Raw genomic sequence first — 16057 nt, forward strand, 5'->3', positions numbered from 1 at the left:
GGTGTCAGCGGTGCGGTCTCACGCGTATCCGCGGTCGATCAATTCGTACAATTCGTCGTCAGTCCGGCTCTCCGGGCTCGCTTCCCTCACCGTTTCCGGAGCATCGGGTGCCTCCGGTTCGAGACGGGCGCAGATGTGGCCCGCGAGCGCCCGCGGAGTGGGGTACGAGAACGCGACGGTGGCCGGGAGCCGCACTCCGGCCGTGGCGGTGAGCCGGTTGCGCAGACGCACCGCCATCGAGGAGTCGAAGCCCAGATCCTTGAAGGTCTCGGTGGGCCTCGCCGCGAGATCGGCGCCCGTCAGCTCCGCGTCCGCGCTGTTCAACACCGCTGCCGTTTCGGCGAAGACGAGGTCGAGGACCGCCTGCGGAGTCAGGACCGCCTGCGGAGTCAGGTCCGCCGCCCGGGTACCGGTGGCAGCCGGCCGCTGCGTGCCCGTGCCGCTCGCCTGCGCGGAGGGCCCCGTGGCGCCGGTGTCATCGGGCGCCGTCAGCCAGTACCGCTGCCGCTGGAACGCGTAGGTCGGCAGACCGACCCGGCGCGGCCGGTCCGCGGCGTACACCTCCGCCCAGTTCACCGGCACACCCCGCACGTGCAGTTCGGCCAGCGAGGTGACGATCTTGCGCGCGCTTCCGTCATCCTTGTGCAGGGTGCCCGCCACCACCGGCGAGAGCGCCAGCGCGTCGGCGGTCTCCTCCATCGCCACCGCGAGCACCGGATGCGGGCTGACCTCCACGAAGACCCCGCCGCGGGTACGCATCAGGTTTTCGACCACCTCGCCGAAACGTACCGGCGAGCGCAGATTGTCGTACCAGTACGATCCGTCGAGCCTGCGCGTGTCGAGCAGTCCCCCGGTGACCGTGGAGTGGAACTCCACCGCTGTCCGCTCCGGGGAGAGATCCGCGGCGGCCTCGAGCACCCGGTCACGGATGCGCTCGACCTGGTGGGAGTGGGACGCGTACTCGATCTTGACGCGGCGTACGCGGACACCGTCACCGGTCGCCATCGCGGCGAACTCGTCCAGTGCCGCGAGATCCCCGGAGATCACCACGGACGAAGGGCCGTTGACCGCGCCCACGCAGAGCCGCCCGGGCCACCGCCCCAGCCGCTCCTCGACCCAGGAGAGGGGCGCGGACACCGCGTTCAACCCGCCCAGACCGGCCAGGTCGGTCAGGGCCCGGCTGCGCAGGGCGACGATCCGCGCCGCGTCCTCCAGCGGAAGCGCACCCGCCACGCAGGCGGCGGCGATCTCTCCCTGCGAGTGCCCCACCACCGCGTCGGGGACCACCCCCAGCGACCGCCACACCCGGGCGAGGGAGACCATCATGGCGAAGAGCGCAGGCTGCACCACGTCGTCGCCCCGTTCCAGCGACGGTGCCGACTCCGCGCCGGTGACCACGTCCACCAGCGACCAGTCCACCCACGGCTCAAGAGCTCGCGCGCACTCGTCGATGCCGCGCGCGAAGGTCTCCGACTCCGCGTACAGCCGCCTTCCCATGCCCGTCCACTGCGACCCCTGGCCGGGGAAGACGAAGACGACCGGGCCCACCGGCCCCTCGGCCACCCCGCGCACCACCCGCGCCGAGCCGCTGCCCACCGCCACCTCCGCCAGGGCCGCCAAGGACTCCGTCCGGCCGCCGCCGAGCACCACCGCCCGGTGCTCGAACAGCGTCCGCGCCGCCACCAGCGAATGGCCCACGTCGGCCGCCGACACCGATGCGTCGGCTGCCACGAACTCCCGCAACCGCGCCGCCTGCTCCCGCAGAGCCGGTTCCGACCGCGCCGAGAGCACCCACGGCGCCACCCCGAAAGCGCTCGCGGAGGACTCCCCCGCGGTATCGGGCCCTGTCCGCTTCTCGGGAGCCTGCTCCAGGATCACGTGCGCGTGCGTGCCGCCCATTCCGAACGCCGACACCCCTGCCCGCCGCGGCCGGTCCGGCACGCCCGGCCAGGGACGAGCGGCGTCAAGGACCTCGAAGTCCTCCCGGAAGTCCGGGATGGCGGGGTTCGGGGAGCGGAAGTTCAGGCTCGGGACCAGCTGGGCGCGGTCCACACAGAGCGCCGCCTTTATGAAGCCGACGATTCCCGCGGCCGGCTCCAGGTGCCCGACATTCGTCTTCACGGAACCGATCGCCAGGGGGCGGCCGCGGCCGGTCTCCCGGAAGACCTCGCGCAGCCCGGATATCTCGGCGGGATCGCCGAGCCGGGTGCCGGTGCCGTGGGCCTCCACGTAGTCGATGTCGTCGAACGGAACGCCCGCGCGTCGCAGCGCGGCCAGCGCGGTCGCCGCCTGCGCGCCGGGGCTGGGGTCCGGCATCCGGGAGGTCGCGCCACCGCTGCCGACGCTCCAGCCGCGGACCACCGCGTAGATGTGATCACCGTCGGCGACGGCGAGGTCCCGCCGCTTGAGCAGGACGAATCCCCCGCCCTCGCCTCGGACGAAGCCGCTGGCGCGTTCGTCGAAGGTGAAGCAGCGGCCGTCGGGCGACAGGGCGCCCAGATTGGCCATGCCGAGTCCCGCTTCCGGGTCGACGATCAGGTTCACCCCGCCCGCGATCGCCATGTCGACCGCGCCGCCGCGTATGCGGTCGCATGCCAGCGCCAGCGCCACGAGCGACGAGGACTGGCCCGAATCCGCGCAGAAACTCATGCCGCGGACGTCGAAGAGGCTCGATATCCGGTTCGCGATCAGCGCGCCGCTCGAACCGAGCGCGGCGTAGTGGTCGTCCCGGTCGCTGCCGGACAGCGTGCGCAGCACGTCGTATCCGGAGGACGCGGCGCCGACCAGCACGTCGATCTCGCGGCCCGCGAGCGAGGTCGCCGTGATCCGGGCGTCTTCGACCGCCTCCCAGGCGAGTTCCAGCCCCAGTCGCTGTACGGGGTCCATGGCCGCCGCCTCCGCCGGACCCGTTCCGAAGAACTCCGCGTCGAACCCGTCGACGGCGTCGAAGAACGAACCCGCGCGGACGGTGGCGGCGTCCGGGTGGGACGCGTGCTTCGAGGGGACCGCCCGCTGCTCGGGGAACGTTCCGACGGTCGACTCCCCGTCGAGCAGGAGGCGCCAGAACTCCCCCGGCCCGGGAACGCCGGGGAAGCGGCACGACATCCCGATGACGGCGATATCGGTGGCTTCGCCACTCATGCGAATTCCTTCCGGTTGCCTCGGCGTACGGCGCTCAGGGGCCGCACCGCCTGCACCGCCCTCACTGCCTTTACTGCCTGCACTGCCTTCACCGCCAAGAGGTCAGCGACTTCCGCAGCTCGTCCGGTGCGTTCATGAAGTCGTGGTGGCCGCCGTCGACCACGAGGAGGTCGACCGAGTCCGCGTACGCGCGCCACCCGTCGAGCTGGTCGACGCTCACGTCGGGGTCGTCCCGCCAGTGCAGTACGACGATGGGGCAGCCCACCGCGACCGGCTCGGTCCGCCGGTAGGCACGGGCGGCGGCGAGATCGCGGAGCAGCACGGCCATGCCCAGATCGATCATGTCCGGCCTCGGTTCGATCCCCCGGCCGCGGATGACCGACTCCAACTCGGCGCGCAGCTCGGACTCGGTCATGGTGAGCATCCGGTCGCTCGCGGCATCGTGCGGGGCCGGCTGGCCCGACACGAAGAGGCAGGCAGGCCGGGGCAGGCCCCGTTCGGCGAGCCGGACCGCGGTCTCGTAGGCGGGCAGCGCACCCGCACAGTGCCCGAAGAGGGCGAACGGCCGGTCGAGCAGGGGGCTCAGTGGTCCGATGAGGTCGGCGGCGAGGTTCTCGTAGGTGCCGTAGTGAGGTTCGGCCAGCCGGTTCTCGCGGCCGGGGAACTGCACCGGGCAGACCTGGACGTCGTCGAGTGCGGCAGGCCAGGCGCTGAAGGCCGAGGCGCCGGAGCCGGAGTAGGGGAAGCAGAAGAGCCGGGCGGGGTGGTCGGCGGAGTGCGGCCGGACGAACCACGGCGACGCGGCGGGCGGGGAGCCGGATGTCATGGCGTCATCCGTTTCTTGGCGACGATGGGGAGGTGGGTCATCCCGGCGATGAAGTACGACCGCAGATGCCGCGGCTCGCCGTCGAGGGCGATCGATCCGCACCGCTGGAGCAGTTCCTCGAAGAAGACGCGCAGCGTCAGGCGGGCGAGCGGTGCCCCGACGCAGAAGTGCGGCCCGAAGCCGAACGCGACCTGACGCTTGGCGTTGTCCCGTGTGATGTCGAACTGGTGCGGATCGGCGAACTGGGACTCGTCCCGGTTGGCCGATCCGATCCAGGCGACGACCGCGCCACGGGCCGGAATCATGCCCCCGCCCAGTCGGATGTCGCTCACCGCGTACCGCATGAAGTTGCAGGCGGCCGACGTCCAGCGCAGCCCTTCCTCGACCAGGTTCGGGACCAGCGACGGGTCGGCCTGCGCCTTCGCGTACTGCTCCGGGCGTTCGATGAGGGCGTGCACCGTGCCGGAGACGGTGTGCGGCGTCGTCACGTTGGCGCCGAGGAGGATGCTGTAGCCGTCGAGGGCGATCTCCTCGTCGGTCAGCGGCGCCTCTCCCGCGCGGACGTTCATGAGGTGGTCGAGGAGGCTGCCGTCCGCGTCCCCGGTCGCCCGGCGCAGTTTGACCCACTCGGTGACGTAGGTGACCAGCTCGTGGTGGGCGATGGCCAGCGTGGCGGCTTCGCTGCCGTGCTGGAAGTGCGGGTCGGAGGGGGCCGTCACCATCGCGGTCAGCTGCACGAGTTCGGCCCAGTCCCGCTCGGGGATCCCGAGGAGTGGGCCGGTGACCATGGCCGGCAGGAGCAGCGCCTGCTCGGCGAGGTCGAAGGTGCCGCCTTCGAGGGCCGGTTGGAGGAAACGCGCGATCGTCTGCCGGATGCGGTCCTCCCAGGAGGCGACCGCCCGCGCGGTGAGCCTGGCGCCGATCGCCCTGCGGACCTGGGTGTGCCGCGGCGGGTCGGTGGAGGTCATCAGCTTGCCCGCCGCGACGTCGTCCACGCCGAGGTGGGTCACCACCGTGCCGCGCTCCGAGGTGAACTCACGGTGGTCGCCGAGCACCCGGCAGACGTCGTCATAGCGGGTCACCGACCAGAACTCCCGGCCGTCGGGCAGGACTTGGTGGTGCAGGGGTGCCTTCGCGCGCATCGCGTCCCAGACCGGGTGCGGATCGCCGGAGGCGTAGAGGTCCAGGTCGAAGAGGTCGACGCGATCGAGGTCGATCTCGCGTGCGGGACCCGGCGTCAACCTCACGTCCGTGTCCTCCCCTGTTCGATGAGCGCGGCGACCTTGGCCGGTGTCTGCGCCAGGTAGAAGTCGCGCACGGACAGCTCGACGCCGTAGTCCTCGGTCACCCGGTCGACGATCTTGATGCCGATCAGTGAATTGCCGCCGAGGACGAAGAAGTCGTCGTCCGCCCCGACTTCGCGCGTCCCGAGGTATTCCCCCCACAGCGCCGAGATCTCCCGCACGAGCGATTCAGGCGCACTTGAAGGCGCGGCTTGCGCTTCTGACTCCATTGCCAGCCTTTTCCTTTCCACTGTCCCGCTGGCGAGACACACCCGTTGACCGGAGGTGTTCGCCGACAGTGCACCGAGGGGGGCATCGCCACGCCAACGTAAAGGGCCCGGGAAACGCGACGCAAGGGGTGACGGAGGAGCCGCATTGACTTTGCCGTCGCCGCATTATTCGTTTCTCGGCCGGGCACCGTTCAAGAATTCTCGAACTCACAGCTACGGAAGGAACCAAAGATGTCGCACGAACAGCGAAAGGCCTCACCCAGGCAATATCTGATGTGCCGCCCCACGTACTTCGACGTCACGTACTCGATCAACCCGTGGATGGACCCGGACCGCCCGACCTCGATACAGACCGGTCTGTCCCAGTGGAAGTGGCTGTTCGACACCTTCGCCGGTCTGGGCCACGACGTACGGCTGATCGAGCCCGTACCGGGGCTGCCCGACATGGTCTTCGCCGCGAACGGCGCCCTCGTCGTGGACCGCAAGGTGCTCGTCGCGCGGTTCAGGCATCCCCAGCGCAGGGACGAGTCCGCAGCGTACCTGGAGTGGTTCGGCCGTGGCGGGTGGTCAGAGGTCCGGCAGGCGGAGTACGTCAACGAAGGCGAGGGCGACTTCCTCTGCACGGGCGGGGAGATCCTGGCCGGCACCGGCTTCCGCTCCGAAGCCCGCGCCCACGACGAGGTGCGCGAGTTCTTCGGGCGCCCGGTGATCGGCCTGACCCTGGTCGATCCGCGCTTCTACCACCTGGACACGGCGCTGGCGGTGCTCGGAGAGGGGGAGATCATGTACTACCCGGGGGCGTTCGACGCGGAGAGCCGGGCCGTGCTGGCCGAGCGGTTCCCGGACGCCGTCCTCGCCGAGGAGGCGGACGCCGCCGTGTTCGGCCTCAACGCGCTGTCGGACGGCCGCAATGTCGTCCTGCCCCGGGCGGCCACCGGTCTCGCGGCGCGGTTGCGCGAGCGCGGCTATCACCCCGTCGGCGCCGACCTGACCGAGCTGCTGAAGGCCGGCGGCAGCGTCAAGTGCTGCACGCTGGAACTACGGGAGTGAGGCGTCGAGGGGAGGCCCCGGGTTGTCCTGTCGGCGGGACAACCGCGAGGGCCAAATGCCCATGACAGAATCAGAGAGTGCAGATCGGGGTGCTGGGTCCGTTTGAAGTGCGTACCGACGAGGGTGACTTGGTCGATGTGCCGGGCGCGCGACTGCGCGGGCTGCTGATCGCCCTCGCCCTCAGGACGGGTCACGCGCTCCCGAAGGCGTCACTCGTCGACTGGATCTGGGGCGAACACCCGCCTTCGGATGCGACGAACGCCCTTCAGCGCTTGGTTTCCCGGCTGCGCAAGGTTCTGCCGGACGGGGTGATCGAGGGCAGGACGGACGGCTACCGGCTGACGCTGGAGCCCGACGCCGTCGACGCCGTGCGGTTCGAGCGGCTCGTCGCCGCGGGCCGGGCCCGCGCCGAGAACAGTCCCCGGCGGGTGCGGCTGCTCGGCGAAGCCCTCGGTCTGTGGCGCGGCGCGGCCCTGCAGGACGTCGGACTGCAGGACAGCGCCGCCTTCGACGCCGCCGTCAGCCGGCTGACGGCCTTGCGCCTCACCGCCACGGAGGAGCGCGTCGAGGCGGAGATCGCCCTGGGGCGCGGGCCGGAGATGGTCGACGAGCTGACCGACCTGGTCGCCGCGCACCCGGTGCGGGAGCGGTTCGTCGCCGCGCTGATGCGCGCCCTCGTCTCGGCCGGCCGGGACAGCGAGGCGCTGCTGGTGTACCAGCGCGCGCGGGAGGCCCTGGCCGACGCGCTGGGCGCCGACCCCTCCGCCGAGCTGGCGGCGCTGCACGTGGCGCTGTTACGGGGTGAGCTGGCGCGGGACCTGCGGCAGGGAGAGACCCACCGCAGGACCAATCTCCGCGCCGAGCTGACCACCTTCGTCGGCAGGGGCGCCGATGTCTCCGCCGTGCGCGGGCTCGTCGCCGAGCACCGGCTCACCACCGTGATCGGACCGGCCGGCTCGGGCAAGACCCGGCTCGCCGCGGAGACCGCGCGCACGCTGCTCGGCGAAGTGCCGGACGGCGTCTGGCAGGTGGAGCTGGCCGCCGTCCGCGTGAACGGCGGCGTGGCCGACGTGGCGCAGTCCACGCTCGCCGGTCTTGGCCTGCGGGACTCGCTGCTCGGCGGAGCGCCGAACGCGGAGCTGATGGACAGGCTCGTCGCCGCGATGCGTGAGCGGGAGGCGCTGCTGATCCTGGACAACTGCGAGCACGTCATCGAGTCGGCGGCGGTCTTCGCCCACCGGGTGCTCGGCGAGTGCCGGCGGCTGCGGATACTCGCGACGAGCCGGGAACCGCTCGGCATCACCGGCGAGGCGCTGTGGCTGGTCGAGCCGCTGGCCCTGCCGGGGGGTGACGCGAGCCCGGACGAGATCGAGGCCTCGCCCGCCGTCCGGCTGCTGCGGGACCGGGCCGGTGCGGTGCGCCGGGATCTCGGCGCCGACGCCCGTACCCTGGCGACCACGGCGCGGATCTGCCGGGCGCTGGACGGGATACCGCTGGCGATCGAACTGGCCGCGGCCCGCTTGCGCACCATGTCCGTCGACCAGCTCGGCCACCGGCTCGACGACCGGTTCCGCCTGCTGACCAGCGGCAGCCGCACCGCGCTGCCGCGCCACAAGACGCTGCGCGCGGCGGTGGACTGGAGCTGGGAGCTGCTCACCAACGCCGAGCGGACGGTGCTGCGCAGGCTGGCGGTCTTCTCCGGCGGAGCGAGCCTGGAGGCGGCCGAACGGGTCTGCGCGGGCGACGCGGTCGAGCCCGAGCAGGTGCTCGAACTGCTCACCGCGCTGACCGAGAAGTCGCTGCTGCTCGCCGAGGGCCACGGCGCACCGCGTTACCGCATGATCGGCACGATCAAGGAGTACGCGCGGCACCGGCTCGCGGAGGCCGGGGAGGCGCACCGCGCGCGCCACGCGCACCTGACCTACTTCACCGAGCTCGCCGAGACCGCGGAGCCGCATCTGCGCCGGGCCGCGCAACTGGACTGGCTGGCCACGCTCGACACCGAGCACGACAACATCGGCGCGGCGATGCGGGGTGCGCTCGCGGCGGGTGAGGCGCAGGCGGCGATGCGGCTCGCGGCGGTCGCGGGCTGGTACTGGTGGCTCGGCGGCCACAAGACCGAGGGCATGGAGCTGCTGACCACGGCCATCAGGATGCCCGGCGAGGTGACCGACGAGGTCCGCGCCATGGTGTACGCCCTCCTCGCGATGTTCATGAGTTCCGGGCGGGGCGGCGACGAACACCAGGCCGCGGAGTGGATCCACAAGGCGCACCGGTTCGGCGGGCGCAGTCGGCGCCGCCACCCGGTGCTGGAGTTCATCGGTCCGCTGGAGCGCATGCTCCAGGCGCCCGACGCCTTCCTGCCCGCGTTCGAACCGCTGTTGGACGACGAGGACCCCTGGGTGCGCGCGATGGCCCGGCTGCACCAGGGCAAGATGCGGATCATGCTCGGCCGGGACGGGTGGGAGGCGGACACGTATCTGAAGGAGGCGTTCGCCGAGTTCTCGGCACTCGGCGAACGGTTCGGGCTCTCGTTCGCCCTGACCGAGCTGGCGGACCGGATCGCCGTGCGCGGTGAGTTCGCCGCCGCGTGTCAGCATTACGAGCAGGCGATCGCGGTCGTCACCGAGGTCGGCGCCCGGGAGGACGTCGTCCGGATGCGGTCGCGGCAGGCGCAGTTGTACTGGCTGCTGGGCGACGAGGACGCCGGGGCGAGGGCCATCGCCGAGGCGCGGCGGAGCGCGGAGCGGGTGACCTGGCCGGACGCGCTGGCCGAGCTGGCCCTGTCGGAGGCGGAGCTCGCCCGGTGGGCCGGCGACACCGGGGAGGCGCACCGGCAGCTGGGCATCGCGGCGGCCATGCTGGGCGAGGAGGCGGAGCGGGCGAACATCCGCGCGGTCACCCATGACCTGCTCGGTTATCTCGCCGAGGACCTCGGTGAGGCCCGGGCGCACCGTGCGGCGGCCTGCGCGGCGGCGTCCGAGGGGGGACACGCGCCGCTGATCGCCCAGGTGCTCGTCGGGGTGGCGGACCTTGCGCTGCGCCGTGACGAGCACGAGCAGGCCGCGCGGCTGCTGGCGGCGAGCGTGGGCGTACGCGGGCTGCGGGACCGCTCGCTGCCGGACGAGGCGCGGATCGAGCGGGCAGCGCGGCGCCGCCTCGGCGACGCGGGGTTCGCCGAGGCGGCTCGGGAGGGGGAATTGGCCAGTTGGTCTCAGCTGGTCGAGGTCACGCTCGCTTCTTGAAGGTGGTGAGCGCCCAGACGTAGCCGAGGAGAGAGAGCCCGACGCACCAGGCGACGGCCGCGATCGCGTCGCCGCTGGAGGGGCCGGTCTCCACGAGCAACCCGCGCAGCGTCTCGATGATCGGGGTGAAGGGCTGGTACTCCGCGAACTGCCGCACGCCTGCCCCCATCGTCTCCGCGGGCACGAACGCGCTGCTCAAGAACGGCAGCAGGATCAGCGGGACGGCGGCGAGGCCGGCCGTCTCGGCGGTCTTCGCGGCAAGGCCCACGGCGACGGTCAACCAGCTCGTCGCGAAGGTGAGCAGTACGACGAGACCGAACACCGCGAGCCAGTCCATGGCGCTCGCGGTCGGGTTGAAGCCCATCGCGAAGGCCACCGCGACGATGGCCGCGTCGGCCACCAGACAGCGCACCGTGGTGATGACGACGTGGCCGGTGAGCACGGCGCCGCGGGAGACGTCCATGGCCTTGAAGCGGTTGATGATGCCCTTGGTCATGTCGTCGTTCACGGCGGTGGCGGTGGCGCCGAGACCGTAGCTGATGCCCATGACGAGCATTCCCGGTGTCGCGTAGTCGACGTAGTCGTCGCCGACGCTGAAGGCGCCACCGAAGACCTTGACGAACATGAGCATGACGAGGATCGGGATGAGGAGCGCGTTGAACACCGTGATCGGGTTGCGCAGGGAGTGCTTCAGGTTGCGGCGCAACATGATCGATGAATCGGTCAACGCCTCGGAAAGGGAGCTCACTTCACCGCCTCCTTCGTGCTCGCCCGCCCGGTGAGGGCGAGGAAGACGTCGTCGAGGTCCGGTGTGTGCACGGAGAACTCCTGGGCGTTGATCATGTGCTCGTCGAGCCGGTCGAGCAGGGCCCGCAGCGACTTCGAGTCGCCCGTGCCGGGCACCCGCAGGGTCACCTCCTGGTCGTCCCGGGTGGCGCCGGGCAGGATCCGCGCCGCCGTGTCGAGGTCGTCGAGGTCGGCGAACCTGAGCCGTACGTGGGTGCCGGGGACCTGGCGCTTGAGCTCCGCCGGGGTGCCCTCGGCGACCAGGTGGCCCTGGTCGAGCACCACGATCTGGTCGGACAGCTCGTCGGCCTCGTCGAGGTACTGGGTGGTGAGGAAGATGGTGGTGCCGTTGGCCACCAGATCGCGGACGATCCCCCACATCGTGCGCCTGCTGCGGGGGTCCAGGCCCGTGGTCGGCTCGTCCAGGAAGATGATCCGCGGCCGGCCGACCAGGGTCATCGCCAGGTCGAGCTTGCGGCGCATGCCGCCCGAATAGGTCGCCGTCATCTTGTCCGCGAACTCCACCAGGTCGAACTGGTCGAGCAGTTGCGCGACCGTCCGGTCACCGGAGGGGACGCGTTTCAGGTCCGCCATCAGCTGCAGGTTCTCCCGGCCCGTCAGCAGGGCGTCCACCGCGGCGAACTGCCCGGTCACACCGATGGCGGTGCGTACCTGCTTGGTCGCGGTCGCCACGTCGTGCCCGGCGACGTGCGCCGTCCCGGCGTCGGCCTTGAGCAGCGTCGCCAGGATGTTCACCGTCGTCGTCTTGCCCGCCCCGTTGGGGCCGAGCATGGAGAACACCGATCCCTCGGCGACCTCGAAGTCGATGCCGTCGAGCACGACCTTGTCGCCATATGCCTTGCGCAGTCCAGAGACTGCGATCGCCGAACTTCTCATGGGTCCACCGTCCTCGCCGCGACTGTCACCGATCTGTCACGTCCCTGACACGGCCACTGACATCCGGCGCCCCTCCGCTTCGTCCTTGACGCTCGATCACATCCAGCACCTCACGGCCGAGGTCGACCAGGTACATGTGATCGCCCGGAAGTTCCGCATAACTGAAGGTGCTCGTGGTCGCGTCCCGCCACTGTCGCGCCTCGTCCGCGGTGACCAGCCCGTCGGAATCGCCCCGCAGCGAGCAGATCGGCACCGACACCGGTTCGTCGGTGCTCGGGAGGTAGTTCTCGTGCATCTCACAGTCGGCCTGCAGTACGGGCAGGATCAGCTCACGCATCTCCGGGTGGTCGAGAGCCGGGTGCCGGAAGCCCGCGAACTCCTCGACCCGGGCGAGGAACTCCTCGTCGGGAAGGCCAGCCGCGCGCCTCTCCCGTTGCGTCCACGGTCCCGGCGAGCCGCTGACGACCAGGCGCTCGACGTGCACGTCGCGCTTGCTCAGCAGGTGGGTCAGTTCGTAGGCGAGCACCGCGCCCAGGCTGTGCCCGAACAGCACCACCCGCGCCCCCTCGCCGAGCGTCGCCGCGATGCCCTCGACCTCGTTCTCGGCCGCCTCGACGACATTGCGGTACGGCGTCTCCAGCATCCGCCGCTCCCTGCCGGGCATTTCGACGGCGACCACGGGCCAGCGGTCGCCGGCCAATGCCCGCCACGGGTGGAAGAAGGAGGCACCCGCTCCCGCGAACGGAACGCACAGCAACGTGGTCCGGGGCCCGGTCATGCCGCGAGCTTGCGGTTGATGACCTCCATGATTTCGGCCACCGGCCCGGGCATGTGCAATTCGTGATGCACGGCCCGTACGTCGTGCACTTCGATGGAGCCGAGTATGTACGGCCGCCAGAGGTGCGCGTACGAATTCTCTTCGAGCGTCGCGTTGAAGAACAGCACATCACCGCGGTAGACCGGCGATTCGAAATCCATCATGATGGCCGCGTTGTTGGCCAGGATCCTCGCCATGGCGTTCACCAGTTCCTGCCGGTTCTCGGTGCCGAAGTACTCGCCGAAGTGTTCCTCCAGTTCCTGTCGGTAGTCCTGCACCGTCCTGCCGGTGTGGAGCTCCTTGAAGTAGTTGCCGCCCGGCTGGGAGTCCAGGATGGCGACGAAGGCGATCTCGCGCCCGCGCCGGTCGACCGCCTCCGCGACGGCCTGCACCACCGTCCCGCCGTAGGACCATCCGATCAGGTGGAAGGGCCCTTCCGGCTGGACCCGCACCATCTCGTCGACGTAGTCCTCGACCATCTCCTCCACCGACCCCGCCAGCTTGTCCACGCCGTTCCACCCGCGCGACTGGAGGGCGTAGGCCGGCCTGTCCTGCGCGTGCAGCACGAAGCTGAAGAACGCCCAGCCGAGGCCGCCTCCTCCGTGGAGGAACCACAGCGGCAGCTTGCCCGTACCCGGATCGTTGTTCAGCGGCAGCACGACGGCGAACGGATCGGACAGTTCCTCGGAGGAGGCGACGAGCAGCAGCGCGGCCAACTCGGCCACCGTCGGGTACTTGATGATCGTGCGCAGGGGTACCTCGATGCCGAACTCGGCGCGGATGCGGGCGCTGAGCCGCGTGGCCATGAGCGAGTGCCCGCCGAGTTCGAAGAAGTCGTCGTCGATGCCGACCCGCTCAAGGCCGAGCAAGTCGGCGAAGAGGGCGCACATGCGCTCCTCCTGGGAGTTGCGCGGCTCCCGGCTGACCGTGGTGTCCGCGTCCTCGGACGGCAGCGCGTCCCGGTCGAGGTCCCCGTCCGGGGTCAGCGGGATCTCCGGGAGCGGGATCACCGCCGAGGGCACCGCAGGACGCGGGAGGTGTCCGCGCAGGTGCTCCGACACCTCGGCGAGCAGCCCCTGGACACCGGCGGCGGCCTCCGCGACCGCGGGCTCGGGCATCACATAGCCGACGACGCGCTCGGCGCCGTCCTGGTTCTCGCGCACCACGGCCGCCGCCCGCGCCACACCGGGATGTCCGCCCAGCACCCGCTCGATCTCCGCCAGCTCGACCTGGAACCCCCCGAGCCGCACCTGGCGATCGGTGCGCCCGACGTACTCCAGCTGGCCGTTGCTGTCCCAGCGCACCAGGTCCCCGGTGCGGTACATCCGTCCTCCTCGCCCGCCGTCGGCAGGGCCGAACGGGCACGCCACGAACCGCACCGCGGTCAGCCCCGACCGGTTCCGGTACCCGCGGGCCACCCCGGCACCGGCGACGTAGAGCTCACCGGGCACCCCGCGCGGCACCGGACGCAGCCGTCCGTCGAGCACGTACACCCGGGTGTTCCCGACGGGCAGCCCGATCGGCGCCCCCGCCCCTACCCGTACGCGCGCCTCGGTGCACCACGCGGTCGTCTCGGTCGGGCCGTACATGTGGAACACCTCGGCGGCCTGCTTCGCCAGGATCCTGGCGAGCCGCGCCGGCAGGGTCTCCCCGCCGACGATGATCCTCAGACCGTTGGCGGCGTGCGGCTCACGCATCGACAGCGTCTGCCAGAAGCCGGGCGTGGCCTGCACCGCCGTGACCTCGTGGCGGCGCAGCAGCTCCGCCACGGCCGACATGTCGTCGACGGTCCCTCCACCCGCCACCACCACGGTCGCGCCGGTGATGAGCGGCAGGTACAGCTCGGTGCCGGCCGTGTCGAGCGCCACGGTGGTGGCGAACAGCATCCGGTCCTCGGACGTCAGCGGGAACCGGCGCCGCATGGTGGCCAGGTAGTTGGCCACGGCAGCGCGCGGGACGGCCACACCCCTCGGCTCGTCCGTCGACTCCGTCGTGTAGCTGACGTACTGGGTGTTCTCGGGCCGGACGACCACCTCCGGCGCCGTGTCCGGGTACCCCGCCGTGTCCCTCCCGGCCGGCGTGTCCGCGTCCAGCACGAGCGTCGGCTGCGCGTGCTCAAGGATGCGGTCGATCCGGGCAGGCGGGTCGTCCGGGTCCACCGGAACGCAGGCTCCCCCGGCCTTCAGCACCGCCAGCAGCGCCACGACCAGGTCCACGGTGCGGGGCAGGCACACGGCGACCCGCGACTCCGCCCGCACACCCTGGTCGACCAGCCAGTGGGCCAGCCTGTTCGACCGTGTGTCCAGCTCCCGGTAGGTGACCGACTCGTCGTCGCCGATGACGGCGACCGCCTCCGGTGTCGCCTCTGCCTGCTCGCGCAACTCCGCGACAAGACCGCCCTCCAGCGAGGGCTCGGCGGTGTCGTTCACCTCGGCCACCATCCGCTGCCACTCCCCCGCCAGCAGCACGTCGACGTCCCCGACGCACATGTCCGGGTCGGCGGCCACCTGCTCCAGAACGCGCACGAACCGCGCGGCGATGGCCTCGACCGTCTCCCGGTCGAACAGGTCGGTCGCGTACAGGATGTCGCCCCGCAGCGCCCCGGAGTCGTCGGCGACGAGATTGAAGAAGAGGTCGACCTTGGAGGCCGACGCGGTGGCCGGCTCGACCGCCAGGGTGAGGCCGGGGAGTTCCAGCTCCGGCCGCTCGTAGTTCTGGAGGCCGAGCATCACCTGGAACAGCGGCTGGTACGCGGCCGAGCGTTCGGGATTGATCGCCTCGACCAGCATGTCGAAGGGCACGTCCTGGTGTTCGTAGGCCGCCAGCGCCTTGTCCCGCACCTGGGCGAGCAGATCGGTGAACGCGGGGTCACCGGAGAGGTCCACCCGGAGCACCTGGGTGTTGACGAAGAACCCGACCAGATCGTTCAGCGCCTCGTCGGTCCGCCCGGCGATCGAGCTGCCGATCGTCACGTCGTCACCGCCGCCGAGCTTGCGCAGCAGCACCGCGAGCCCGGCGTGCAGGACCATCGACATGGTCGATCCACGCCCGTCGGCCACCTTCTGCAGCCCGGCCGCCACCTCCGGCTCCACGACGAGCCCCACGGTGGCCCCGCGCCCTTTCGTCTCCGCGGGCCGCGGGCGGTCCAGCGGCAGGTTCAACGGCTGCGGCACTCCGGCCAGTTCCTCGCGCCAGTACTCGATCTGCGTCGCGGCGAGACTGTCCGGGTCCGAGGCATCGCCGAGCACCTCGCGCTGCCACATCGTGTAGTCCTTGTACTGCACGGGCAGCGGCTCCCACTGCGGAGCCCGGCCCTCCCTGCGGGCGGTGTAGGCCGCGGCGAGGTCCCGTGCCAGCGGCGCGCCCGAGCTGCCGTCCGTGGCGATGTGGTGGATGACCAGGACGAGCACGTGTTCCTCGGGAGAGATGCGGAACAGGCGCACCTGCACCGGGGGTTCGGCCGCCAGGTCGAAGCGGTACGCGATGGCCTTGTCGACCGCGCCGGACACGTCCTCGGGCGCCACCTCGGCCACCGCCACCTCCGGCGTGGCCTGCGCCGTCGGCAGGATCCGCTGGTGGAGTTCCCCGTCGTCGTCCGTCGCGTAGACCGTGCGCAGGATCTCGTGGCGGTCGACCACGTCGCGGATCGCCGCGGTGAGGGCCGCCTGGTCCAGGGATCCGGTCAGCCGGATGGCCGCCGGCATGTTCCAGTTCTCCGACCCGCCCTCCATCTGGTGCAGAATCCACATACGGCGTTGTGCGGCTGAAAGCGGAATCATCGC

At 71.2% G+C, this 16057-nt stretch carries 10 protein-coding genes; 2 read left to right on the forward strand and 8 right to left on the reverse strand.

Features of this window, described 5'->3' with window-relative positions; all coding sequences use genetic code 11:
• Positions 1-18: 18 nt before the first annotated feature.
• From DMA15_RS02030 to DMA15_RS02045, 4 genes are all read right to left on the reverse strand, one after another.
• Positions 19-3141, reverse strand: coding sequence for a type I polyketide synthase (locus tag DMA15_RS02030; RefSeq protein ID WP_125510933.1), 3123 nt, complete (start codon positions 3139-3141; stop codon positions 19-21).
• Between the two features lie 88 nt (positions 3142-3229).
• Positions 3230-3967, reverse strand: a complete 738-nt coding sequence (locus DMA15_RS02035; RefSeq protein ID WP_125510934.1) for a thioesterase domain-containing protein — start codon at positions 3965-3967, stop codon at positions 3230-3232.
• The gene (locus DMA15_RS02040) at positions 3964-5214 is read right to left on the reverse strand and encodes a cytochrome P450 (RefSeq protein WP_125510935.1); all 1251 of its coding nucleotides are present in this window, start codon (positions 5212-5214) and stop codon (positions 3964-3966) included. The genes DMA15_RS02035 and DMA15_RS02040 overlap by 4 nt, the downstream gene beginning before the upstream one ends.
• Positions 5211-5480: a phosphopantetheine-binding protein gene (locus tag DMA15_RS02045; RefSeq protein WP_125510936.1), complete on the reverse strand. Its 270-nt coding sequence runs from the start codon at positions 5478-5480 to the stop codon at positions 5211-5213. The genes DMA15_RS02040 and DMA15_RS02045 overlap by 4 nt, the downstream gene beginning before the upstream one ends.
• A 231-nt stretch (positions 5481-5711) precedes the next feature.
• Between DMA15_RS02045 and ddaH the strand changes: the two genes are divergently transcribed.
• Entirely contained in the window at positions 5712-6530 is an 819-nt protein-coding gene (gene ddaH / locus DMA15_RS02050; protein ID WP_206302626.1) for a dimethylargininase, read from the forward strand.
• 77 nt (positions 6531-6607) lie between these two features.
• The gene (locus tag DMA15_RS02055) at positions 6608-9775 is read left to right on the forward strand and encodes a BTAD domain-containing putative transcriptional regulator (protein ID WP_125510937.1); all 3168 of its coding nucleotides are present in this window, start codon (positions 6608-6610) and stop codon (positions 9773-9775) included.
• On the opposite strand, the gene DMA15_RS02060 is transcribed toward DMA15_RS02055, so the two are convergent.
• The 4 genes from DMA15_RS02060 to DMA15_RS02075 are packed head-to-tail and all read right to left on the reverse strand — an operon-like array spanning position 9759 to position 16054.
• Positions 9759-10523 carry an ABC transporter permease gene (locus tag DMA15_RS02060; RefSeq protein ID WP_125510938.1) on the reverse strand — a complete coding sequence of 255 codons (765 nt, stop codon included), beginning with the start codon at positions 10521-10523 and terminating at the stop codon, positions 9759-9761. The two genes, DMA15_RS02055 and DMA15_RS02060, sit on opposite strands and share 17 nt — an antisense overlap.
• Entirely contained in the window at positions 10520-11458 is a 939-nt protein-coding gene (locus tag DMA15_RS02065) for an ATP-binding cassette domain-containing protein (protein ID WP_125510939.1), read from the reverse strand. The genes DMA15_RS02060 and DMA15_RS02065 overlap by 4 nt, the downstream gene beginning before the upstream one ends.
• 25 nt (positions 11459-11483) lie before the next feature.
• A complete protein-coding gene (locus DMA15_RS02070; RefSeq protein WP_125510940.1) occupies positions 11484-12236 on the reverse strand; it encodes an alpha/beta fold hydrolase in 753 nt (250 codons plus the stop codon).
• A complete protein-coding gene (locus tag DMA15_RS02075; RefSeq protein WP_125510941.1) occupies positions 12233-16054 on the reverse strand; it encodes a non-ribosomal peptide synthetase in 3822 nt (1273 codons plus the stop codon). The genes DMA15_RS02070 and DMA15_RS02075 overlap by 4 nt, the downstream gene beginning before the upstream one ends.
• Positions 16055-16057: the final 3 nt, after the last annotated feature.

The sequence above is a fragment of the Streptomyces sp. WAC 01529 genome (genome assembly GCF_003945545.1).
In the GTDB taxonomy this organism is placed as follows: Bacteria; Actinomycetota; Actinomycetes; order Streptomycetales; family Streptomycetaceae; genus Streptomyces; species Streptomyces anatolicus.